A 23,750-nucleotide genomic window follows, 5' to 3' on the forward strand; every position below is an offset into this window, starting at 1 on the left:
GTGCTGTGAACTTTATATCATTAGCGCAATCGTTTGCACGATGCAATAAATTTATTTTACCAAAAAACATTCGATGATACAAAGATGTTTCATCAGCATACTCAACGTGTACCCTACACGATTTTGAAAATAAATGAAAGCGAGGTGCCTCATCATGTTTCGATTCGCTACACTTGATGATTTTTCAGCCATCGACCAGTTGATTGTAAAGAAAGCGAAAGAGTTTCAGGCAGCCGGGAAGTCCCAATGGGTCAAATATTTAGAGCCGAGTCGCTCGGATTATGTGCGACACGATTTAACGAAAGGGACTGTGTTTGTGTATGAACGTGACCACCAGGTCGTCGGTGCGGTCAGTCTCATCCCACCGACCGATTGGGACCATCATCTATGGAATGACGCGGACGGTGCCGTCTACTTGCACCGACTCGTCACGGACTCGAACGTGAAAGGAGAACGCATCGGCGAGCGTTTAATGCAGTACGCCCTCTCTCACACTGCTTCGACCGTTCGATTGGATTGCGTCGCAGACAACACGTTCTTGAATGGGTACTATCCTCAATTTGGCTTCCGCTATATCGGAGAACGGAACGGATTTTCATTATTTGAAAAATAGGCTTGACCTTGACGTGACGTCAACCTTTACGCTTGTGCTAAGGAGGTGAAGGGATGTATACGATTCAACAGCTTGCGTCACTCGCCGGAACGACGACACGGACGCTTCGCCATTACGACTCGATTGGATTACTCGTCCCCATGCGTGACGACAATGGCTACCGCCGTTATACGTCGCGTGATGCCGAGCGTCTACAGCTCATCTTACTGTATCGAACGCTCGACGTTCCGCTTGATCAAATCGGACAGTTGCTCGATGCATCGGCGTTTGATCGAGTCGAAGTATTGAACGAACATGTCGAGGCGTTACGACAAAAAGCCGCCTATTTCGCGCAACTCGCGGAGACGGCGGAAGCGACCCTCACCTCACTCAAAGGAGGGATTCCGATGGAAGACAAGTCATTGTTCAAAGGATTGTCTTATGAAGAGATTCAAGCACATGAGGCAAAGCATCAAGATGAGGTAATCGAGCGTTGGGGAGACAGTTCCGCTTACAAAACTGCGCAAGAACGAGCTGCGAAGCGCTCGAAAGCGGACTGGGAACGTATGAATCAGATGCAACTCGATTTGATTGCGCCACTCGTCGATTTGTTTCTTTCACAAGTCGCAATCGAAGATGACCGCGTTCAATCAGTCGTCAGAGACAATCATCTGTTCATCCACACTCACTTTTACGATTGTTCGCTCGACATGTTCAGCGGACTCGGACAGATGTATGTAGCGGATGAGCGATTCACCACCTATTATGATCGCTTCGAATCAGGTCTTGCATCGTATTATAACGAAGCCATCCAGTATTATTGTATCGCGAACAGTTAAAGTCCAAGCCTCAGGCTTGGACTTTAATTTGTCGTCGGTCTGATTGTACGAGATCCAGTGTTTCGATGTGTCGGCGCAACATCGGCAAGACCGTGGTCAATTGTAAATAAGGATATGTGGCAAAATTGTCGCTTCCACCTTTATAAATGACCGCCCGATCGAGAACGCGCCATCCTTGTGTCGTCCATTGTTCGAGCGTCGCCTCACAAAAAGAAGGCATAGATTGAATCGCCCAATAGGCTTGTAGCTGCCCTTCCGCCATCGATGGACGAACGGTGATGATGGGGCATGAAAACTGGTTCAAACGACTCGGCTCGATTGGACCGGTTTCATGAATCACAAGCAGCTTCGGTGCGAGTCGTTCGAGCCACATGAGCGTTTTGTCATCGTTCAAGGATGAGACATGAATGAGGTGGTGCGGGGGAATCGGAGAATCCTGTAGTGGATAACGCTCTCTCACTTCTCGAATACGCGCTTGACTCGTCCATTTCATAAGCGGTGTCGCCCATCGAATATACAATTGAGTCATCCATTGTTTGAGCGACTGTGGTCGATGTTCAGTGGGACCGTCTTCTTGAATGACATGTGTCACGCCTAAATCGCGGATAGCGTGATAGACGAAAGTGGATGTATGATGGTCACTAATCATGAGTACAATCGGTCTAGTCATCTCTCGATCCCTCCATTGATCACTTTTGATCCGTCATTTCATGAATCCCTAGTTCGCATAACGCTCGTTTCCAAGAACCAAATCGTCTCGATACTTTTGCGACGCTCGGTTTATTAAAACGTTTAGCCCACTTTTGATACGTAATCGCATTGAAAGGTGTTAATACTCGATACGCTTCATATAACGCTTGTACAATCTCCGTTTTGTCTTTGGCAGATTGTACGGTGAAATGCTCTTCTTCTAAACGCTCGACCGCTTTGACGGCGAGACTCCACGACCCGAAGTGGGTAATAATATCGCCTAATGAAGGAACACTTCGTCCTGATGCCCAGTGCCGATATTGAGCACTCGTCAGCCTTCCTTCTTCTGCCGATGCGAGCCGAAGTGCCTGAATCATATCCTGGGACTCATATCTCCTGACCTCTAACAGTCCGGATGCTTTCAGGGCATTTGTCCACGTTCCATACACAGATAAAATATCAGCGAACGTGGGAACGTCTCGATATTGGCTCCATCGTTGATATTGTGTCACCGTGAGAGATGGAGTCAGAGATGCTGCGGTTTGAAGCGCTCGAATAATCTCTGCTTCCGTTTTCATTTCATTTCCTCCTTACACGCTTTTTTCTTTTACGAAATGGCGTGTATCTAGCACGGCCTGAATCACTTTCTGTTGCTCACCAATCGTCAAACTCGAGCTCGATGGTAAGCAAATACCGTTTTCAAATAAGTGACGACTCACGTCTTCCCCGTCAACCGTGACGTATTCGGCATCTCGATAGAGCGGTTGTAGGTGCATCGGTTTCCAGACTGGCCGTGATTCAATCCCCTCATCGTTCAACTGTTGAATCAACTGATCACGGCTGGCGATGTCGCGTCCGACTTGCATGGCGGTCAACCAACGATTCGCACGAGAAAAGGGAATTTCTTGTTGATACGTGACATCAATCGTCGAAAACATTTGTTCATACCGACGAAAGACGTTACGTCTCGCCCGAACTCGTTGTTCGATGACCTCTAGCTGTCCTCGACCGATCCCTGCCGACACATTGCTCAAGCGATAGTTGTACCCGACTTCTTCATGTTCGTAATGTAAAACGTTCTCTCTTGCTTGCGTTGCAAGCTTCAACGCATATTGGCGCTGACTTTCAGAGCTTAGCAATAACATCCCTCCACCGGACGTGGTGATGATTTTGTTCCCATTGAACGAATAGAATCCGATGTCACCAATCGTACCGGTCATCTGCCCTTTCCAAGTCGCTCCGAGCGATTCCGCCGCATCCTCAATCAGTGTCACCCCGAACTCTTGGCAAATGTGACGAATCTCGCCAATCTTCGCGACTACCCCGTATAAATGAACGACAATGACCGCTTTTGGTAACTTTCCTTTTGTAGCGGCTTGAACCAATGCTTTTCGTAATGCTTCCGGTGACATGTTCCACGTTTCTTTCTCTGAATCGATGAATACCGGGGTCGCCCCGACATACAGAATGGGATTGACCGAAGCGACGAACGTGAGCGACTGACAAAAGATCACATCTCCTCTTTCGATTCCTAACGTCAACAACGCGAGATGGAGCGCCGCTGTGCCAGAACTCGTCGCGAGTGTATGCGGGTGATCAACGTACTTCCCAAGCTCTTCTTCAAAGGCGTTAACGTTCGGACCGAGTGGCGCAATCCAGTTACTTGCGAATGCTTCTTCTACATAAGCCATCTCTCGTCCGGACATGTGCGGTTTTGATAATAAAATAGTCATGTGCTCATGTCCTCCTTCATCATCGTTTGATAGGCGTTGTACCATTCAATCGTCTTCCGTAACCCCTCGTGAAGCGGGGTGCGTGGTCGAAATCCAATCATCGCTTCTAGCGTAGGCAAATCTGTTTCTTGAAAGACTTGGTCACGCATCGGTAGAGATACATGGACCGGTTGATGCATCTGGTGTCCGATTTCTGTGAGCAGCGTTTGGACGTGTACATAATCCGAGGCATCGATTCGGAACTGTCCAACGATCGGTAAGCCTGACTGAATCAATTTGATGACACGAACGACGGTTTCGACCACATCATCGATATAAGAGGCTTTTACAATATCCGTTGCATAGAATCCGACCATACGATGGCCTTGGTCGATCGCGAGTACCGCTTTCGAAAACAGGGTTGTCGAATCATCCCAAGGTCCGTATACATCCTCCGTTATAAGATGAAGGGCTGATGAAGAATGACGAGTCTGTTCCATCGGAAGATCGAACGTGATGAACGACTGAATCGGTACTCGATTTTTTTGATTCATGACGAGCTGCTTCACTTGTTCGTAACGTTCTATTTTACGATTTTGATAGAACCCACTGCATAAGATGACGTGATTCGGTTCATACATCGTCATGATTTGGCGCATATGTGGCTTATGTGAGACATCCGTTCGAATGAGATGAAACAAGGGGTGAGACAAGACGTATAGCCGTTGTCTCGCAAGTTGCGTTTTTGATTCTCCTTCGTCATCAATCCCAATCACTTCGTATCCGTCTTTTAGTAGTCGCCTGGCAAGATGAAACCCTTTGAACGTGGACACACCGATCACCATGACACGATCCATTGCACTCCCCCCTTTAATTTCCATCGACGACCCGGATGCGCACATGCTGGGCTGGGATAAACTCGAATCCACTTGCAAAAATCCGTTGTAAATCTCGGTCAATATCATTACTGTTCGCCACAAACAATAACGCGTCTGTCAATGCTGGACCGTTCTGTCGGAAGTGTTCGATCAACCGTAAGATTGGAGCGACCGATGTGAAGGGGCGGGTGCAACCGACGAAGATTTTCGGGAAAATATTCGCCTCCGGGTCGAGTTCGTTTGTAGCCAGCAATTCTTCGTATAGCTTTTCACCCGGACGAATTCCCGTCACTTCAATCGGAATTTGATCGATGGTAAACCCGCTGAGCTCAATCATTTTTTTCGCTAAATCGATAATTTTGACCGGTTCCCCCATATCGAGCACGAAGATTTCTCCGCCTCGAGATAGTACACTCGCTTGAATAACGAGTCGACTCGCCTCTGGAATGGTCATGAAGTAACGTGTCATCTCCGAATCCGTTACCGTGACCGGTCCTCCTTGAGCAATTTGTTCTTTGAAGAGAGGGACGACCGAACCACGGCTACCGAGAACGTTACCGAATCGAACGACAGCGAAAATTGTATCGCTTGAACGTGCTTTTTCTTGAACGATCATCTCGGCGATTCGTTTCGTCGACCCCATGACGTTCGTTGGGTTGACCGCTTTATCGGTCGATACCATGACGAAACGATCGACCCGATATTTCGAAGCCACATCGACCATGTTCTTTGTGCCATAGATATTATTTTTGACTGCTTCAAGCGGGTTGTCTTGCATGAGTGGAACGTGTTTGTGTGCCGCCGCATGATAGACAATTTCTGGACGATACGTTTGAAAGACGTGTTCGAGTCGCTCTACATCTTGCACATCCCCAATCACTGGATGAAGTTTCGTCTCGAGTCCAAGTCCGTTTAACTCTTTCTCGATTAAATAAATGCTGTTTTCACCATGTCCGAAAAGAATCATCTCGGCCGGTTTGAACTTAATCAATTGACGACAGAGTTCCGAACCAATCGACCCTCCAGCTCCTGTCACGAGGACCGTTGCTCCTTCCACATGTTTCGAAATACCTGAAATATCAAGTTGTACCGGCTCTCGTCCTAACAAATCCTCGATTTTCACTTCGCGAATTTCATTGATCGACACATTTCCGGTCGCAAGTTCAGACAACATCGGGAGTGCATGTGATTCAACGCCAGTCTTTTCAATCCGTTTCAACAATTCAATCCGTCTCGCGTGTGCAAGACTCGGGATAGAGAAAATGACGACTTCGATTCCTTGTTCCTCGATGATGCGCTCTAAATCGTCTGTCATACCGAGAATCGGGACACCGTGTACATATAAAGAGGCGAGCATCGGATCGTCATCGAGAATTCCAACCACATGGAGGACGTTCGTCCGATACTCTTTCAACTCACGTACGATGAGCTGTCCAGAATTCCCGGCTCCGATAATCAGTGTTTTCCGGCCTTGTGGAGCAGCGTGTGGCTTGAACGTATGCAAGACGTGATGACGGGCTAAGAAACGCGTGAATAAAATCATGTTGAATGCTAATAGCCCTTGAACCGCAATCATGACACCGAGACCACGTCCGAATTGAAACTGGTTGTAGGCAAAGAGAATCAAGTCGCTACTAACCAACGCAATGGTTACTTGTTTCATTTCATGGATTGAAGCGTATCGCCAATCGATGCGATGAATTTTCAAAAGCGCTCCGACAAGCATGAAGCTAAACATTTTGATTGCCACCATCAGCAACAAATCGTATGTTGTCGCTGTGAACGGCATCACTTTCGAAAATAAAATGTCAAACGTCATATATAAGACGATTGAGACGATTGCGATATCGACGCAGAAGAATAATAAGTTTCTGCGATTTCTTCGATATACGTTGACGAGTGTAGCCATTGTGTATTGCACCTCCAAATGTCTAAGTTGTGTAATCGTGTTGGGTATGGTGTGCGAAGAATACGTTGATGTTGTAACAAATTTAAGGATAATGCGAGCTTTTTGTTATTAATGAAATCGCTGTAACAAATAAGTTCACAAAGTTATTCTCATCTTTTCTTTCACATAATGAATAATTTTCTTCCGAGCGGGAATGGAAAGAACATACCAAATAAAATTGGGTGTTGTTGACAACTATGTTTTAAATGAAAAGGAGGTACCCATAACGCATCGCTGTTTGACTTCTGTACGACCAATCTGACAACATACATGTTCATTCACACCAAGAGACCTTCTGAGACGCTCGTGAGCGTTCACACAAAAGGAGAGACACCAAGATGAAAAAATGGACACGACCTCAAATCGTACAAGCTTTGCAGTTGGCTGCCCAAGAATACGCAGAACTTGATTCCAAACAATATAGTGTTTGGTCTCATGACAAAAATGTCCCTTCCCTTTCCACCGTCATCCACCAATTTGGTTCGTGGCGTGAAGCCCTCGTTGCAGCACAGATTAAGCTTTCGTTTCATTATTATTCAGACGAAGATATTCTACGCGCGTTAAACAAAGCCGCAGAAGAGCTCACACTATTCACGAGTCAAACGTACCGAGAATGGTCAAAAGTGACACGATCGCCTTCTCTCACACTCATCAGTAGTCGCTTTGGTTCATGGTCGAATGCACTCCGAGAAGCGAAGCTTCAAACGACAGCCGCTAAAAATAGTGAAGAACGCATCATCCAAGCCTTGATCGAAGCATCGGAAGAACTCGAACGCCTCACGTCTCAACATTATGCGGTGTGGGCGCAAGAACGAGGCTATCCGACCGTTGCGACCATCGCTAGAAAGTATGGTTCTTGGAGCTATGCTCTTTTCGTATTAGACATCGCTCCTCCGAAACGAAAATGGGATGAAGAGGATGTGATTGAAGCGCTCCGGCTCGCGAAAAAAGAATTGCCTCATTTCAGCATCCTCCATTATCGAAAATGGGCGGAAGGACGGAACGTACCGAGTACATCGACGATTAACGTCCTCTTTGGCAGCTGGACGGCCGCTCTCAAATGTATGGAAGCGCAAAAAGTGACACAATGATGCTCAAGCGCCGACTCAGGAGGAGTCGACGCTTTTTTCATGTGACGATTGCAATGTACAACGGAATGCCAATCAACAAATTGAACGGGAACGTGACCGCAAGGGAGAGGGTCAAATAAAAGGATGGTTTCGCTTCTGGGACCGAAGCTTGTAGCATCGCAGGCGCAGCGATGTATGAACCGCTCGCTGCTAACGTCATGAGAAGAATCGTTCCCCCTTCCGAAAGACTAGCGACACCCGCCGCCAAAAAGCCAACGAGTGCTCCAATCAACGGGAACAACATACCCATCGCAACGAACTTCAGCCCATATGTCGGTACCGTCTTCAACTGTTGCCCGACTTTTACTCCCAATCCTAATAAGAAGAGAAGCAACACGCCTGGGAACAAGTCCACAAAGAAAGGTTTGAGCGGAGTCGCGTCTGGCGTCACGAGTCCAACCACAAGACCTGCTAGCATAAGCAAGATGCTCTTCGAAAATAAGCTATCTCGGAGGACAGACAACGAATTCGCCTTACCCGACGTCGCCGTAATCCCCATCACCTGCGTTTGGTTATATAACAGTAACGCTACAATCAATCCAGGGATTTCAAGCACGACGACCAATGTCGTCATGAACGGCTCATATCCAATCCCAAGTCGCTCAAGCTGTGTCGATGCGGCTACATAAGTCACGAGCGAGACGGAACCGAACGTCGCAGCCATGGCAATCCGTTCGTGGAAGGTAAACTTCAGGAGACCTCCTGCGAGAAAGGCGAGCAGCGGTAATAAAATCCCAATCAACAGCGTCACCGTCAATGGCAGTGCAATTTCTTCAAATGATACCGAGGCGAGTCCCATCCCACCTTTCAATCCAATCGCAAGTAGTAAGTAAATGTTGAGCGTCGTGCTCAGTGAATCAGGAATCTTCAAGTTCGATTTCCCGACTGCGGCAATCACGCCCGTCACAAATAGAAGCACGGGAGCGCTCGTTAGTAAAAATAAAAACAAATCCATACATGTTCCTCCTTGGCGACAAAAAAGCGCACACCTAAAGAAGGCGTGCGCTGTATGCCGACGGCTCGACTATTCGCTCCGTCAGGCCGACAACTGTCGGTTGATTAAATTGTTCAGTAGCTCCGTAAGAAGATCTCGAAAGCACGCCTCGTGACGACTCGTCCATTCGCTCCTCTCACGTCTCTGAATTTCATTTTAAAAAGTCGACGTTCCGTTGTCAATCGGTTTGATCCCAAGGTGCGTCCAACCGAAAGACGATGAGACGCTCCCCTGTTTTCGTACTGATGTCCGTGTGGAGCGAAACAATCGAACGGCCGAGCACTTGCCCGACAATCGTTTCAAGTTGGCTCCGTCCCGATTCGACGAGATTGTTGCGGTATTTTTTCAATTGCTCGCGACCTGACGACTTGGTGGCCAAGTCATACTCGGCCGGCGTCAACACACCTTGGAGTGTGATGATGGCGAGGTCCCGAAGCAGGTCTGCCTTACACGTCAATGACCCGCGACCCAAGTATTCTTTCTCCCATTGGGTGATTCGGGCGCTCAGTTCCATTTCCAGCTGACCTTTTTTCCGCATTTACTTCACGAATCCAATCATCATCTCACGAAGAATTTTTGCCGCCGCGATGGCCGTCATATCCGACTGATCGTATGCCGGTGACACCTCGACAAGGTCTGCACCGATGATGTCGAGGTCTGCGTTCGCGATGGCGTGTACCGCTTCTAACAATTCTTTCGTCGAGATACCACCGATTTCTTGTGTGCCTGTCCCAGGTGCTGCTGAAGGGTCAAGGACGTCGATGTCGATGGTGACGTATACTTTTTTCCCAGCGAGTGTCGGTAAGACGCGCTTGAGAGGCTCGATGACTTCAAATTGATGCATGTTGTAGCCGACTTCACGTGCCCACTCAAACTCTTCTTTCATCCCTGAACGGATCCCGAACGAGTAACAGTTCGATGGTCCAATCAAGTTTGCCGCTTTTTTAAGCGGAGTCGAGTGTGAGAGCGGCTCGCCTTCATACTCATCCCGAAGGTCCGTATGCGCATCCAAGTGGATGATGACAAAGTCGTCGCCGTACACATCGTGCATCGCTTTGATGATCGGCCATGTGACGAGGTGTTCGCCACCCATTCCGAGTGGGAACTTGCCTGCTTTGACGACATCTTTGACGAACGCTTCAATGAGGTCAAGTGACTTCGGTGCGTTCCCGAATGGAAGTGGGATATCCCCAGCATCGTATACCGCCGCATCTGCCAAATCACCATCTAAATACGGGCTGTATTCTTCAAGTCCGATTGACACTTCACGAATTCGGTTCGGACCGAAACGTGAACCCGGACGGAAACTGACCGTCCAGTCCATCGGCATCCCGTAAAGAACCGTCTTCGCCTCTGTCACCTCTGGGAGACTGGCGATAAACACTTTACCTGAGTATGCTTCATCAAAACGTTTGATCATTTTGTCAAATCCTCCACGAATTTCGGAAGGACGAACGCCGCGTTATGAAGCTTCGGCGTGTAGTATTTTGTTTCGATGTCATGGAAACGCTCAGCCGATACTTGTTCCGGATCGTATTTCTTCGAACCGATTGTGAACGTCCACATCCCGCTCGGGTACGTCGGAACGTTCGCTGTGTACAATTTCGTGATCGGGAAGATTTCCTTCACGTCACGTTGAACCGTTTGAATGAGTTCTGGTGTGAACCACGGGTTATCTGTCTGTGCGACAAAGATGCCATCCTCTTTGAGCGCTTTCGAGATGCCTGCATAAAATCCTTTTGTGAAGAGGTTCGCTGCTGGTCCGACTGGTTCTGTCGAGTCGACCATGATGACGTCATACTCGTTTTCTGACTTCGCAATATGCATGAAACCGTCACCGACGATGACTTCAACACGTGGGTTATCAAGTTCACCGGCAATGTTCGGCAAGTATTTCTTCGAATATTCAATGACTTTCCCGTCGATATCAACGAGAACTGCCTTTTCAACTGATGGGTGTTTCATGATTTCACGGATGACACCGCCGTCTCCCCCACCGACAACAAGCACATGCTTTGGATTCGGGTGTGTAAAGAGTGGGACGTGTGCGACCATCTCGTGATAGACGAATTCGTCCTTATCCGTCGTCATGACCATCCCGTCAAGTAACAACATCGTTCCGAACTCGTCCGTTTCGACCATCTCTAGTCGTTGAAACTCCGTTTGTTCGCTCTCATAAACGTGGTTTACACGGAACGTGATTCCGTAATCTTCTGTTTGGTGCTCCGTAAACCATAATTTTAATTTTTGGTCCATCGATAGAACCCCTTTCTGTTCAAAAAGTTGTTCGTATGCGAGTGGCGTTTTGAGGCGCTTCTTAATCATACGATAGGAAGTATACAAAACCTGTACCCATTTTGCACGAATTTTTTGAAGAATGTCTCCGGAATGTGAGTTTTTTGTGAGACGTGACCGATATACTGAATGAACCAATTTTGAATGGAAAGGTGGAATAGTATGTGGTCACCCTGCGCTTCTTGTAATACAACAATTCCTTTGATTGCTCAAGGGACCCTCGTCACAACATTTAAGGAATACCCGTATACATCGTTTGAAGAACTAGATGTACTCCTCACACAAGTAAATGGAACGGTATACTGTGTCGATCCTGCATCGAACCGTCAGACCCCGCCGCTTGAGGTCGACATGTTAAAGGATCAGCTTGCCAATCGGCACATCATTGAACAGATTCAGCACGGCACGTTCGAGAGCCATCTCCAGCCAATCATCTTCCTCGATTCTACGGAAACATTCGGGTACGAGGCACTTCTCCGTAGCGGTGCCAACATCTCACCTTATGATTTATTTCGGACGGCAAACCGTTTCGGTCTTCATTCAAAGCTCGATCAACGAGCTCGTGCTGAGGCGATTAAAGCGACACACGAAGCAGTCGCCCCTCACCAAAAGACATTCATCAACTTCTTACCTTCGACGATTTACAACCCGGACTATTGTTTGCAGCATACGTTCGATATCATCGACCGATATCAACTTAGCCCAGACCGTTTTATCTTTGAAGTCGTGGAGACAGAAAAGGTACATGACGTCGATCATTTGCAGCACGTATTCTCAACGTATAAAAAGCGGGGGATGAAAGTGGCTTTAGACGACGTCGGTGCAGGTTTCTCGACCATCGATATGTTGACCCCGCTCGTATATTTCATTTTGTGATGAGGATGCCGAGAAGCGGGATTTCCTCAAAAAAGTGCGTGCGTTGACCCACTCGATGGGCATCACACTTCTCGCTGAAGGCGTCGAGCGCATCGAAGAAGCCGATGTGTGCCGTGAACTCGGATTTGATTTGGCACAAGGTTATTTCTTCGGAAAACCGGCTCCTGCGAAGGAGCACGCCATCAAAACAGCATAAGCATATTTCTTTATTCCAAGTGCGGGCATCGACGTGATCGAGTGCCCGCACTTTTTTATTTTCTACGGTGAGTAGCCCCCACTCATCTCTTCTAAACGGTTTCGTCGATTTTTAGGTTTCAGTCTGAGGTGTTCAGGAGATAGCATATTATAGAAGGTCGACGCGAGCGAAAAAGGTGGAGATGTAGATGAAATCATGGATTGTCAGTGGCTATGCCATCGTACTCGGAATCATCATCGGCTTAGTGAGTTGGCTCTTTTTATCCGTTGTTTATAAAGGCATACACGTTGTGTGGCATACGGTACCTGAGCAATTTAATTTTCCGTTTTATGTGTTTCTCGTTCCGGTCATCGCCGGTATATGCATCGGTCTGTTGCAACGTCGGTATGGGCGAATGCCCCGTCTCATGCCTGAGGTGCTAGAAGAACGAAAAGGAACGGGACGCATTGACTATCGTTTGATCGGCTTTACGACGTTGACCGCCCTCCTCGTTCTCATTGGAGGAGCAAGTCTCGGTCCCGAGGCCGCGCTCGTCGGCATCGTCGGCGGGCTCACGACGTGGTTCTCAGAGCGCATCCGTCACGTCCGTCAAGAATTAGCGGAATTGCAAGAAGTCGGTCATGCCGTCGTGCTCGGGATCGTCTTCAACGCGCCACTCTTCGGGGCAATCGCAGCGGAAGAGACCGAGCAGAAAAAACAACCGATGCTGAACCTGCTTGCGACACTCGCCGGAATCGGGACTTTTTATTTACTCAATCAACTTGACGAACGTCCACCGTTCATCATTAAGTTCCCTGCGATTGAAAGTGTCCAGATTGATTGGACGATGTTATTGATTATTTTTAGTGGCATGATTCTCGGCTGGTTGTATTTAATCAGTGAACATGTATTGATGCGCCTCTTCACAAACGTGCCAATTCTACTCCTCACAACGCTCGGCGGCGTCGGAATCGGGATCATGGCTCTACTTTATCCGGACCTCCTCTTCTCCGGAGAAGAAACGATTCTCGAATATGCAGAAGACTGGCAACTCATTCCGCTGTACACCCTTCTTCTCTACAGCGTGTTGAAACTGCTCTTTACGGCGTTCTGTCTAGCAACTGGATGGCGCGGTGGACACATCTATCCGCTTCTCTTCTCGTCGTTCACACTCGGCTATTTTTTCAGCCTCTTATTCGAGCTCGATATGACATTCTCGGTCGTTTTAACAACGAGTGCCTTACTCGCCACGGCGATGCGACAACCGTTGGCCATCATTGTGTTACTCGTGCTCTTTTTCCCGCCGAATAGTTGGCTCTATGTATTTGCGGTCGTGGCCATCGTTTCTAAAATTCCACTCCCCTCATTCATCCATTCGCCAATAAAAGCCTGATTTTAGAGATGAAAAAAAGGGTAAGAGATGTATAGTTATGCAATCTGTCGAAAGGAGGAACGGTTGTGAGCGAATATGAAATGGCCATTGAAAACCTAATTGACGCAGTTAGCTCGGATTGGATTAGCATCATTTTAGCTATTTTAGTCGTGATTATGGGGATTGTCGTCTTCATCTATGTCGTCATGACAATCGTCGACATGTTTTTATCCAAGGATATCGTCTGGGGAATCGTTGAAGTCATCGCTCTATTCGTAGGACTGGCAGTGCTCTTGTCCGTCTTCTATTACTGGAATCGAAATCGGGTCAAAGCACAGTTCGGTCTCTTCCTCGTCTTGTTCTCTCTCGCAGTAAATGTGTACTTCTTCGTTCGTTATGCGGACGAAATCAACGCTGTCCTAAACAGTGTGTACTAAAAAACGAGGGGAATCTCCCCTCGTTTTCATCGTTTTGGAAAGGTGGTGTTTCCTTTGAAACGTCGCGTCATTCAACTCATCATCATGATCATCAGCGTCATCTTGCTCGTCGGTCTCTTGTTTTGGCTCGATGTCCTCATTCCCGTATTAATCGGGATTGCCATCGTCGCACCGCTCGTCGTCGGTTGGCAGATATTATTTGACCAAGTACAGCCCCAAGGGAAGCTCGCCTGGTTATTGACTGTATTCTTCATTCCGTTCATCGGCGTCTTGGCATGGGTCATGTTCGGCCGTACACCGCGTCGCCATCGACGCTTTAAACGAACGTCATCCGAAATTCGGATGCTAAGACAAGCGATTGAAAGCGAAAAAATCGAGACTTCTCCCGATATCGTATCTACCTATCCGTTGACACGGACACTTGAAAAATTAGGAGCAACCGGTGCGGACGCTCACACGTCGACGACTCTCCTCGTCAATGGCGAAGAAAAATTCGACGCACTGTTAGACGCCATTAATAGTGCGACAGACCATATTCACATTCAATACTATCTATTTAGAACCGATGAGATTTCACTAAAGGTCCGAGATGCACTCATCCAAAAATCCAATGAGAACGTTATCGTTCGCTTTTTATATGATGGACTCGGTAGCCAAGAAATCGGGGAAGACTTTATCCAGCCGTTACGGGAGTCCCGTGTCCACGTCCAAGCGTTCGATCCGGTCCTGCACCCTTATCTTGTCTTCAATGCCAACTTCCGCAACCATCAAAAACTGATTGTCGTGGATGGGCGAATCGCGCTAACAGGCGGGTTGAACGTCGGTGATGAATATCTCGGGAAGAATGAGTTGCTCGGTTTCTGGCGTGACACGCATCTACGTCTCGAAGGTCCCCTCGTCCGAGAACTTCAACAGCTCTTCGTCGAGAACTGGTTATATGCGGGACAAGGAGCCATCGATGAGACGTGGGATTTATTCGCAGACGAAGAACATCTCTCTCAGTACTTTGTGAATGAACCAAAAGGACAAAACGGGGCGACACAACTACTCGTCACGTCACCGGGTAAAGACGTGACGATTCGCGATGGGTTGATGCGTCTGTTGATGGAGGCAAAAGAGTCAATCTGGCTCACCACCCCATACCTTGTGCCTCCACCTGAACTGTTGGCGATTCTCGAAGTCGCAGGTCGTAGCGGCATCGATGTGCGTATCGTCGTACCAGGCAAGGGAGACGAATGGTTCAGCTTCCATGCGACCGAATATTATTTCGAACAGCTTTTGAAGCGGAACATTAAAATTTATAAATACAATCGCCATTTCATTCATGCCAAAACGCTCCTGATCGATGGCAAAGTTGCCCTCGTCGGGTCAGCTAACTTCGACTTCCGGAGTATGTTTCTCAACCATGAGATGATGATCGCCCAATTCGATACGACGTCGATTCAACAACTTCACGAAGCCTTTTTAAAGGATTTTGAAGAATCGATTTTAATCGACTGGGCCGTGTTACGGAAGAAAACGACCGGCAAGCGATTCATCGAGGCGTTTTGTCATATCTTCTCGCCCCTTCTCTGACGCATTCGCCAGACGAGATAAGAAACTCCGACGAGACCGACTAAGAACAATTGCCATCCGATCGTCAATTGCATCGCTGCCGTCACCGCCAGCCCTTCCATGATGAGGGCAGGCACTTTCCCAATCGTACTTGCGACCGCAAATGAGGCGAGTGTCATACGACTGAACGCTGCCGATAACGTGACGAGTCCAGACGGTACGAACGGCATGAGACGCATGCCGAGGACGAGAAACCAGGCCTCGGCTCCTGTGGCCTCGCGGAGTCGCTGAAACCGGCCACCGTCCGGGGACGTGTAACGATGCAGCGCTTTTCGGTAAAGGATGAAACTGACGATGGCCCCTACCGCCTCACCGACAATCGAGACGAGAATACCAGGTACGAGACCGAGGACGCTCACGTTGATCGCCGTCAAAAAAGCGCTCGGTAACACCCCGGCCACCGCAATCACACTATTTAGTAAAATACTCATTATTAAAAATAAAGGGAGCGGGAGCAGTTCCCATTCCATAATCATCACTCTTTCTATTCACAAAATAAGGACCATGACGTGTTGTCATGGTCCTTTACTATATCATAGCGATGATGAAGAGGTCGCACCCGCTTCATCCCACGAGTCTTCGTCGACTGGTGGTAAATGTTTTTCTTCCAATTTCGAAACGACAACCGCACATGCCGCATCCCCCGTGATGTTGACAGATGTGCGAAGCATATCGAGAATACGGTCGACCCCGATAATGAGGGCAATTCCCTCTACCGGTAAGTTGACCGACTGAAGGACGAGGGCAAGCATGACAAGCCCGACTCCTGGTACACCCGCTGTCCCGATTGAAGCGAGGACCGCCGTAATGACGACCGTCAACAATTGAGTCATTGTTAAATCAGACGCGAATACTTGCGCGATGAAGATGGTTGCAACACCTTGCATGATGGCTGTTCCGTCCATGTTGACCGTTGCCCCGAGTGGTTGCACGAACGAAGAAATCGAACGTGGCACACCGAGTTTTCTCTGTGCGACTTCCATCGATACCGGAAGCGTCGCATTCGACGAAGATGTCGAGAATGCGAATGTCATCGCCTCATAGAAGTTTTTGAAGAAGAACACTGGGCTCATCTTCCCGATGAAGTAAACGGCTGCCCCGTATACAATCGTTGCGTGTAAGAAGAGCGTCAAGACAACGGCAATCATATACCATGCCATGGCGACGACCGCATCGAGACCGATGCCTCCGATTGCCGAAGCAATCAATGCGAATGCGCCGTAAGGAGCGAGCTTCATGACGATATGGATGAGGTACATCATGATGCGATCACCTTGTTTGACGAATTGACGCCATGTCTTCGCCTTGTCCCCAAGAGCGATTAACGCAAATCCAATCAATGCTGCAAAGACGATGATTTGAAGCATGTTCCCTTCAGCGAGTGCCGTAATCGGATTCGTTGGAATCATATTGACGAATGTCTGTACGATATTTGACGATTCCTCGGTCGCTGTTGACTCAAATTCAAGACCTGTTGTTTGGAAGTCCCCACGCTCCCCTGGCTGTAAGACAGATGCGACGCCCATCGCCAACATAATCGCGAGTGCTGTCGTCGCTAAAAAGAACAAAATCGACTTCGTCCCGACCCGACCTAGCTCTTTCGGGTCCCCGAGACCCATGACGCCTAAAATAATCGAGAAGAAGACAATCGGCACGACTAACATTTTAATTAAATTCAAAAAGATCGTTCCGACCGGAGATAAAATATACGGATTTACAATCTCATAAATTGAATCCGGCAATCCTGCCAATCCGAGACCAACTACAACACCTAGCGCGAGACCGATTAAGATTTTTTTCGTTTCGCTCATCGTATCACCCTTTCGTTTTTTCACAATGTAGTCAGTATATCATAATACTGAATTTTCATACAATTACAAATGAATATCTCTTCAGTTACATAATTTCCTGTTACTCCCAAAAATGCGAAACAAAAAAGATTGGAGACGAAATAATCGTCCAATCTTTTTACTCGACGCCTAAGCGCTCGAGCTCTGCATGAAGTTCAGTCGAGTTCGTCCAAATTTCCGGGCGATGCTCTTGTAGGAAATTCGCCAATACGTTGCGGGACGGAGCGTCCATCATGTCGATTAAAATCCGACCCTTCAACGATTTGTCCATCTGATTGACGTGATAAGGCAATAGTTTATAGCCTCGTCTCGCTTCGACATCTACCAACATGTCACATGCGGCGACGCCGCCATAGTAAAAGCCTTCTCGTTTCCGACCGACCGTCACCCAAACGATCCAGTACGGTTTCCCATTCGGTACCGCTTCTTGGTCCGTCAAAAACTTGATACGCTTCTCGATGGCAGACTTGGCGTGCATCGCACCTATATCGATTGTCGCCGTGCCCGCCTCGACATCGATGATGACCGGGGACATGTTATTTAAACTAAGCGAACCGACACCAAAACCGCCGTGCCCGTCCGTCGCGTCGTCTGAAATGATATTAAAATTAATGTCTTTCATGTTCCACCCTCCCTCTCTACTGTACACAATGATATAGGATGGTGGCAATCCCGAGTCACGTCCAATCGATTTGGAAACGTCCACCAGGTCCGATATGTTGAACGAGCGTGCGGTCTATTTCAATGACCCGACCGATGACGTTGACCCGTTCATCTGCCGGCAAATCTCGCTTCGTCACTTGCAGTTCTCCCGCATAACGTCCATATCGTTCATTGTCCATCGTGATGCTACCGAGCAGTCGTTCTTCTGTATTTTGCGGTTGAATCAAATGGTCACCTGGTCGTCCGTAAGCTCTCGATTCGACCGAACGAATAACATCTCGGGCTGGGTCCATCCGGTTCGTATGCAGTGTCGGTAATGAATCGACACGGTACTCTGAAGTTGCATGAAGGACGATGACCCTTTCATCGTACGCCTGAAATTGTCGCATCGCCTGATTGGACACGCGCGGGTCACCAATCAAAATCCGATCGATCGTCGCTTGTAAATCGATGTAACACGAAAGCGGAGACTGATGGCGGTGCGCCTCGAGTGTCGGTAACGTCTCATGAAGCGGACTACGTAATTGTTCATCTCCAGGGATGAACGCCTGCACCTTGATTCCTTGCGCATGTAACCAAGCGTTTCTCTCGTCAAACCAGGAGCGGTCGAGCCCCGTCTCAGGACGAGGATAAAAGTTATGCCACGCTTCGACGTGGTCACGTCGTAGCCCTTGTCGCAACATCTCTTCAAACTCTGTTTCCGTGAGTGTACTAGCATTGAGTGCGACCATCATATGTCGTGACAAGTCGGCCACTTGTTTCGGTGTGACGCCATAGTCGACACGTAACCCTGTGACGCCCCACTCTAACAATGTATGGGCATCATTCCAGTTTTTGCCGAGCGCCTGTAGAGATGACGGGGCGATGTCTGCCACGAGCTCCATCTCCAGACGTTTTGCCAATTCCCCTAACTGCTGGAGCCGTCCTGTATATAACGTCGAATCGTCTTCTGGAATATGAAGCGACGTGAAGATACTCGTGAACCCGCTCTCTCGCATGCGTTCGATCCAATCAATGGACGCAGACGTCAGTTCCTCACTTAAGTAAACGGAAATCCCTCTCATCTATTTCCCTCCTCACAAAACGTATAGAAAAAGATGACTCGAGCGAGCCATCTTTGTTTGTCAAATCCCATCCGCCATCTCTTCTTTGAAGCCGAAGAAATAAGTGAACAGGAAGCCTGCCGTATAAGAAATCAATAGTCCGGCGACATACGTCAAGTACATCCCGTCGTCAATCAGCGGCGTAAGGGATAGACCCGATACGCCAATGCCAAGTGCAGCCGTCTTCATCGTTGCTTGGAAGGCACCACCGACCGCGGCGCCGAGACAAGCCGTTAAGAACGGACGTCCGAGCGGAAGCGTGACCCCGTAAAGGAGTGGTTCACCGATTCCGAGGAAACCGACCGGGATGGCCCCTTTGATAATATTACGGAGTCGTGGGTTGCTTGTCTTCACAAAAATCGCAAGCGCCGCACCAACTTGACCGGCACCTGCCATCGCCAAGATGGGAAGAAGCGCCGTCGTCCCGACCGTATTCAACAGTTCTAAATGGATCGGCGTCAAACCATGGTGTAACCCGACCATGACGAGTGGTAAGAAGAAACCGGCCAAAAGTGCCCCCGCGACAGGTCCCCCGAACTCAAGCGTCGCATTGATGCCTCGCATGATCCCATCTGACAATACACCCGCGACCGGCATGATCGCATAGAGTGCTGTAAATCCGACGATGAGGACTGTGAAGAGTGGTGTGAAGATAATATCGATCGATACCGGCATGAAACGACGAATGTGCTTCTCGATATACGTCATGAGCCAACCGGCAAAAATGACACCGAACAAGCCACCGCGTCCGACGACGAGCGGTTCCCCATAAATGACGATGTCCGCGAGGAGCGGGTTGAACAGAATCCCCCCGGCAATCGCCCCGAGCACCGGTGTCCCCCCGAACTCTTTCGCAGTGTTCCACCCGACGAGGATAGCTAAGTATGCGAAGACTGTGCTACCGAGAACGAGTAAAATCTGCATCCACGTCTCCGTCCGGTCGACACCGGCGTTGACAGCAAAGTTCGCCGCACCATTGATGATTCCTGAAGCGACAAGACCCGGAATGAGCGGGATGAAGATATTCCCGAGTCGACGAAGGAATCGTTTGAACGGTGACTTTTGCTTCTCTTTTACTTTTTGACGCTCCACCGCTGCGCGTTCCTCTGGCGTCAAGTTCGCATCCACTGACTCTTCTCCAATTGCAAGACCTGTCTCATGACTCATATAGTCCGCAACCCGATTCACCGTTCCCGGACCGACGACGATTTGTAGCGTCTCATCATCGATGACCCCCATGACGCCATCAATCTTCTTCAAGGCGTCAAGATCGGCTTTGGTCGGATCCTTCAACGACAACCGGACACGCGTCATACAGTGAGCGAGTTGACGAATGTTCTCTTTCCCCCCGACATGTGCGAGGATGTCCCGTGCTAAAACCTCTTCTTTCTTCATCTCGATTTTCCCCCTTATAGCGCCTCGCGGACAAACCCGTTCGCACGCTCTAATCGTTTGATGGCTTCTTCGTAAGAGACGTCCGCCAAAATCATGACGATTGCTGTTTTGACATGTCCTTTAGATGACGCAAAATAACGCGCGGCCGTTTCCATGTCGACCCCTGTCGCTTCTGCAATCATCCGCTTGGCACGTACTTCTAATTTTTCGTTCGTCGGTTTCACGTCGACCATCAAGTTTTGATACACTTTGCCTACTCCAATCATCGACGTCGTCGAAATCATGTTGAGGACCAATTTCTGTGCCGTCCCTGCCTTCAATCGTGTCGAACCGGTCAACACTTCCGGTCCTGTCTCCACTTCAATGGCATAGTCTGCATGACGGCTGATGATTGCGTCTTGATTACAGGAGATGGCCGCAGTGGTTGCTCCAACTTCACGCGCATAATCGAGACCTCCGATCACATATGGTGTCCGTCCGCTCGCCGCAATCCCAATGACCGTGTCGTCCGCCGTCAGTTGAAGCGCTTTCAAATCATCGACTGCCAATTCCTTGCTGTCTTCTGCTCCCTCGACCGCTTGAATGAGCGCACGCTCGCCACCGGCAATCAATCCGATGACCTGATCCGGGGACACCCCGAACGTCGGTACGCACTCTGCGGCGTCTAAAATGCCTAAACGTCCACTCGTACCCGCTCCGATATAAATCAAGCGACCGCCTTTACGAAAGGATGCGATGACCCGCTCCACGACTTGCGCGATGACAGGAATCTGATGTTGAATCACTTGCGGGACTTGTCGGTCCTCACTGTTCATGATCGTCAATCGCTCCTCGATCGACATCTCATCTAGTTGCATCGTTCGTTCATTCCGTCTTTCTGTAGCCAATTTTTCTAGCATCGCCACCATCCTTTCTTCTCTATGATTTCATCGTACTATATTGAAACTTAAAGTCAATTTATTATTAATTATTTTTGAAATTTAATTTCAGTATTTACGAAAGAAAAACTCACTCCGGTCGAATGAGTTGTTTCTTCAGGACATGAACGCGCACACCCTTATTCATGGTAGAATCCTTTTCGTATACATAGCCGTTCCGCTCCCAAAACCGACGAGCGCGCAGATTGTTCGGAAGGACACCTAATCGAAACACCGTCTCATAGGGGCGCATATACTCTTCTTCCACTTGTTCATATAACGTTTGCGCCAAGCCCGTCCCGTGAAGGGTTTCCTCGACGACGAATAATCCGAGCCAAAGCGAACCGTCCACGGGATGTCGTTTTAACAGGTCCGCGATGGCGACAATCCGTCCATCTTCACGAATAATCAGACTGACGGTGCCATCCTCTTCAAAATCCGCCACATTCTCGTCGCAAAACTCTTCAAAGGACTGTCCATTCAAGCGAGCGAAGGTACGTTGCTTTACCAAAAAGTCTTCCAAATCCGCGCGATCTTCTTTCGAATACGGTCTGATCATCGGCGCAACTTCACCATCTCATCTCGCGCTTCTGCATAGCGATCAATCAAGCCTTCTCCTTTTCGATGCAAGAGACCCATATATAACGTATCGACAATCGTCAGTTGCGTCATCCGTGAGGCAATGCTCGCAATTCGGAAATCGCTCTCGACGTTCGGCGTACAAAGGCGTACGTCCGCTTCCCGATAAAGTGGCGACTTGTCCAAGTTCGTGATGGCGATGACGGGCACACGCTTCTTCTTGGCGAAACGAACCAGTTCGAGCACATCTTTCGTCCGACCCGACGTGCTGATGGCGACAAATACATCTGATTTTCCTAAATGCGGAATCAATGACAACATGTAATGAAAATCTGGCGATGTCGTAGCCGCATACCCGAGCTTCGTGAATTTATAGTGCGCATCCATCGCTGCAGTCGACGATCCACCGACCCCATAAAAGATGACACGATTCGCGCGCGCGAATAAGTCCACCGCATGTTCGAGCTCGCGTTTGTCCATCGCTTCGGCACACGCCTCGATGGCCGCTTTATTCACATGGATGACTTTTTGAAACGAATCGTACGGCGTATCCTTTTGCTGGAGAACGTTGAAGTCCGTCAATGTCGTTTCGGTGACGGCCAAGTCTTTCACGAGCGCAAGTTTAAATGCTTTAAAGCTATCAATCCCGACCACGCGGGCAAAACGGACGATACTTGCCTCGGACACATCCGTCTTTTGGGCAAGTTCTTTCGTCGTCATATTTGGAATGAGCGTTGAATGGGACAAGATATAGTCCGCGATTTTCTTTTCAACCGCCGTCATATCGTCTTTTGCTAAATCGATTTTCGTAAGTAAGGATTCCATCGGGTCATCCCCTTCCTGCAACTGTTGTTCTTTTATGATAGCGGATTCTATCCTCATATTCCAATCGGCTAAAAAGGTCGAGCGTGCGCCCGACCTATAAGTTGTTCGTATTGAACGTGTCCCCACCTTGAATCGATCCGTTCTCAAAGCCTTTCTCGAACCAGCGCATCCGCTGTTCCGACGTTCCGTGCGTGAACGAGTCCGGCGTCACGTATCCACGCGCCTGTCGTTGTAGTGTATCGTCACCAATTTGATGGGCCGCATTCATCGCTTCTTCGACGTCCCCTGCTTCGAGATAGCCGAGCCCTTGCGCGTGATGCGCCCATACGCCTGCGTAGTAGTCCGCCTGTAACTCGAAACGGACGAGATAGCGATTGAATTCAGTCTCGCTCATCTCATTCCGAAGCGGCATAATCTCTTCTGTCGTTCCGAGAAGCGTCTGGACATGGTGCCCGACCTCATGGGCGACGACGTATGCCATCGCAAAATCACCCGGCGCATTGAAGCGTTGACTCAGCTCATCATAGAAACTTAAATCAATGTACAGCTTTTGGTCACCCGGACAGTAGAAGGGGCCGACCGCCGAGCCGGCGATGCCACAAGCGGATTCAACTTGTCCCGAGAACAGGACGAGCGTCGGTTCTTGGTACGTCATGCCGTTTTCTGCAAAAATATCCGTCCATACTTCCTCCGTGTCTTTCAAGACGACCGCCACAAAGTCCGCCATCTCCTCTTCTCGCTCCGTACCGGTGTATGTTCCTTCGGTTTGCGGCTCGCCTAGTCCGATATTGTTGACGAGGTCGGTCGGGCTTCCCCCATTCAATAATGTAAAGACGATGACGAGAATCAATCCGAGACCACCCCCG

26 protein-coding genes are annotated in these 23,750 nt (G+C 48.8%); 8 read left to right on the forward strand and 18 right to left on the reverse strand.

Annotated elements, in window-relative coordinates:
• Window positions 1-154: 154 nt before the first annotated feature.
• A complete protein-coding gene (locus ON063_RS06310; protein WP_274664573.1) occupies window positions 155-613 on the forward strand; it encodes a GNAT family N-acetyltransferase in 459 nt (152 codons plus the stop codon).
• 53 nt (window positions 614-666) lie between these two features.
• Window positions 667-1,431 (forward strand): MerR family transcriptional regulator, encoded by a 765-nt coding sequence (locus ON063_RS06315; RefSeq protein WP_274664574.1) that lies wholly within the window; start codon window positions 667-669, stop codon window positions 1,429-1,431.
• A gap of 10 nt (window positions 1,432-1,441) precedes the next feature.
• On the opposite strand, the gene ON063_RS06320 is transcribed toward ON063_RS06315, so the two are convergent.
• From ON063_RS06320 to ON063_RS06340, 5 genes are read right to left on the reverse strand one after another with little or no spacing between them, the layout of a single operon-like run.
• Complete coding sequence (locus ON063_RS06320; RefSeq protein WP_274664575.1) at window positions 1,442-2,101, reverse strand: hypothetical protein; 660 nt, start codon at window positions 2,099-2,101, stop codon at window positions 1,442-1,444.
• A gap of 19 nt (window positions 2,102-2,120) precedes the next feature.
• Window positions 2,121-2,699, reverse strand: a complete 579-nt coding sequence (locus tag ON063_RS06325; protein WP_274664576.1) for a hypothetical protein — start codon at window positions 2,697-2,699, stop codon at window positions 2,121-2,123.
• 12 nt (window positions 2,700-2,711) lie between these two features.
• Entirely contained in the window at window positions 2,712-3,854 is a 1,143-nt protein-coding gene (locus ON063_RS06330; RefSeq protein ID WP_274664577.1) for an aminotransferase class I/II-fold pyridoxal phosphate-dependent enzyme, read from the reverse strand.
• On the reverse strand, window positions 3,851-4,690 hold the full coding sequence (locus ON063_RS06335; RefSeq protein ID WP_274664578.1) for an NAD-dependent epimerase/dehydratase family protein: 840 nt from the start codon (window positions 4,688-4,690) through the stop codon (window positions 3,851-3,853). The genes ON063_RS06330 and ON063_RS06335 overlap by 4 nt, the downstream gene beginning before the upstream one ends.
• Window positions 4,691-4,703: 13 nt before the next feature.
• Window positions 4,704-6,620 (reverse strand): polysaccharide biosynthesis protein, encoded by a 1,917-nt coding sequence (locus ON063_RS06340; RefSeq protein WP_274664579.1) that lies wholly within the window; start codon window positions 6,618-6,620, stop codon window positions 4,704-4,706.
• Between the two features lie 377 nt (window positions 6,621-6,997).
• Here ON063_RS06340 and ON063_RS06345 point away from each other — a divergent pair, with 377 nt between their 5' ends.
• Window positions 6,998-7,750: a homing endonuclease associated repeat-containing protein gene (locus tag ON063_RS06345; RefSeq protein ID WP_214744652.1), complete on the forward strand. Its 753-nt coding sequence runs from the start codon at window positions 6,998-7,000 to the stop codon at window positions 7,748-7,750.
• Between the two features lie 37 nt (window positions 7,751-7,787).
• Here ON063_RS06345 and ON063_RS06350 read toward each other — a convergent pair whose 3' ends face one another.
• The 4 genes from ON063_RS06350 to speE form a co-directional block, all read right to left on the reverse strand.
• On the reverse strand, window positions 7,788-8,744 hold the full coding sequence (locus ON063_RS06350; protein WP_274664580.1) for a sodium-dependent bicarbonate transport family permease: 957 nt from the start codon (window positions 8,742-8,744) through the stop codon (window positions 7,788-7,790).
• Window positions 8,745-8,961: 217 nt separating this feature from the next.
• Window positions 8,962-9,321 (reverse strand): DUF2294 domain-containing protein, encoded by a 360-nt coding sequence (locus ON063_RS06355; protein ID WP_274664581.1) that lies wholly within the window; start codon window positions 9,319-9,321, stop codon window positions 8,962-8,964.
• Window positions 9,322-10,203, reverse strand: coding sequence for an agmatinase (gene speB / locus ON063_RS06360; protein WP_214694652.1), 882 nt, complete (start codon window positions 10,201-10,203; stop codon window positions 9,322-9,324).
• Window positions 10,200-11,039 (reverse strand): polyamine aminopropyltransferase, encoded by an 840-nt coding sequence (gene speE, locus ON063_RS06365; RefSeq protein ID WP_012727429.1) that lies wholly within the window; start codon window positions 11,037-11,039, stop codon window positions 10,200-10,202. Before speE ends, speB begins: the two co-directional genes overlap by 4 nt.
• 201 nt (window positions 11,040-11,240) lie before the next feature.
• Between speE and ON063_RS06370 the strand changes: the two genes are divergently transcribed.
• The 5 genes from ON063_RS06370 (at window position 11,241) to cls (ending at window position 15,513) form a co-directional block, all read left to right on the forward strand.
• Window positions 11,241-11,954 (forward strand): EAL domain-containing protein, encoded by a 714-nt coding sequence (locus ON063_RS06370; RefSeq protein WP_274664582.1) that lies wholly within the window; start codon window positions 11,241-11,243, stop codon window positions 11,952-11,954.
• Between the two features lie 34 nt (window positions 11,955-11,988).
• Window positions 11,989-12,150 carry an EAL domain-containing protein gene (locus ON063_RS06375; protein WP_274664583.1) on the forward strand — a complete coding sequence of 54 codons (162 nt, stop codon included), beginning with the start codon at window positions 11,989-11,991 and terminating at the stop codon, window positions 12,148-12,150.
• A 187-nt stretch (window positions 12,151-12,337) separates the two neighbouring features.
• On the forward strand, window positions 12,338-13,522 hold the full coding sequence (locus ON063_RS06380) for a chloride channel protein (RefSeq protein WP_274664584.1): 1,185 nt from the start codon (window positions 12,338-12,340) through the stop codon (window positions 13,520-13,522).
• Window positions 13,523-13,587: 65 nt separating this feature from the next.
• Window positions 13,588-13,938, forward strand: a complete 351-nt coding sequence (locus ON063_RS06385) for a hypothetical protein (protein ID WP_074035622.1) — start codon at window positions 13,588-13,590, stop codon at window positions 13,936-13,938.
• Between the two features lie 45 nt (window positions 13,939-13,983).
• The gene (gene cls, locus ON063_RS06390; protein ID WP_274664585.1) at window positions 13,984-15,513 is read left to right on the forward strand and encodes a cardiolipin synthase; all 1,530 of its coding nucleotides are present in this window, start codon (window positions 13,984-13,986) and stop codon (window positions 15,511-15,513) included.
• Here the strand turns inward: cls and ON063_RS06395 are convergent.
• The 9 genes from ON063_RS06395 to ypfJ form a co-directional block, all read right to left on the reverse strand.
• Window positions 15,489-16,022 (reverse strand): TVP38/TMEM64 family protein, encoded by a 534-nt coding sequence (locus tag ON063_RS06395; RefSeq protein ID WP_274664586.1) that lies wholly within the window; start codon window positions 16,020-16,022, stop codon window positions 15,489-15,491. The two genes, cls and ON063_RS06395, sit on opposite strands and share 25 nt — an antisense overlap.
• Window positions 16,023-16,085: 63 nt before the next feature.
• Window positions 16,086-17,363, reverse strand: a complete 1,278-nt coding sequence (locus ON063_RS06400; RefSeq protein WP_214874974.1) for a dicarboxylate/amino acid:cation symporter — start codon at window positions 17,361-17,363, stop codon at window positions 16,086-16,088.
• A 157-nt stretch (window positions 17,364-17,520) separates the two neighbouring features.
• Window positions 17,521-18,024: a YwhD family protein gene (locus ON063_RS06405; protein WP_274664587.1), complete on the reverse strand. Its 504-nt coding sequence runs from the start codon at window positions 18,022-18,024 to the stop codon at window positions 17,521-17,523.
• Window positions 18,025-18,079: 55 nt separating this feature from the next.
• On the reverse strand, window positions 18,080-19,129 hold the full coding sequence (locus tag ON063_RS06410; RefSeq protein WP_274664588.1) for a DUF871 domain-containing protein: 1,050 nt from the start codon (window positions 19,127-19,129) through the stop codon (window positions 18,080-18,082).
• A gap of 60 nt (window positions 19,130-19,189) precedes the next feature.
• The gene (locus ON063_RS06415) at window positions 19,190-20,563 is read right to left on the reverse strand and encodes a PTS transporter subunit EIIC (protein ID WP_274664589.1); all 1,374 of its coding nucleotides are present in this window, start codon (window positions 20,561-20,563) and stop codon (window positions 19,190-19,192) included.
• Between the two features lie 14 nt (window positions 20,564-20,577).
• Window positions 20,578-21,471 (reverse strand): N-acetylmuramic acid 6-phosphate etherase, encoded by an 894-nt coding sequence (gene murQ, locus ON063_RS06420; protein WP_274664590.1) that lies wholly within the window; start codon window positions 21,469-21,471, stop codon window positions 20,578-20,580.
• 100 nt (window positions 21,472-21,571) lie between these two features.
• Window positions 21,572-22,039, reverse strand: coding sequence for a GNAT family N-acetyltransferase (locus ON063_RS06425; RefSeq protein WP_274664591.1), 468 nt, complete (start codon window positions 22,037-22,039; stop codon window positions 21,572-21,574).
• Entirely contained in the window at window positions 22,036-22,884 is an 849-nt protein-coding gene (locus tag ON063_RS06430; RefSeq protein WP_214744676.1) for a MurR/RpiR family transcriptional regulator, read from the reverse strand. Before ON063_RS06430 ends, ON063_RS06425 begins: the two co-directional genes overlap by 4 nt.
• Before the next feature lie 94 nt (window positions 22,885-22,978).
• On the reverse strand, window positions 22,979-23,750 hold a 772-nt coding region (gene ypfJ, locus ON063_RS06435), incomplete at its 5' end, for a KPN_02809 family neutral zinc metallopeptidase (RefSeq protein WP_274664592.1).

Source organism: Exiguobacterium sp. B2(2022) (assembly GCF_028823655.1).
Taxonomy (GTDB): Bacteria; Bacillota; Bacilli; order Exiguobacteriales; family Exiguobacteriaceae; genus Exiguobacterium; species Exiguobacterium aestuarii_A.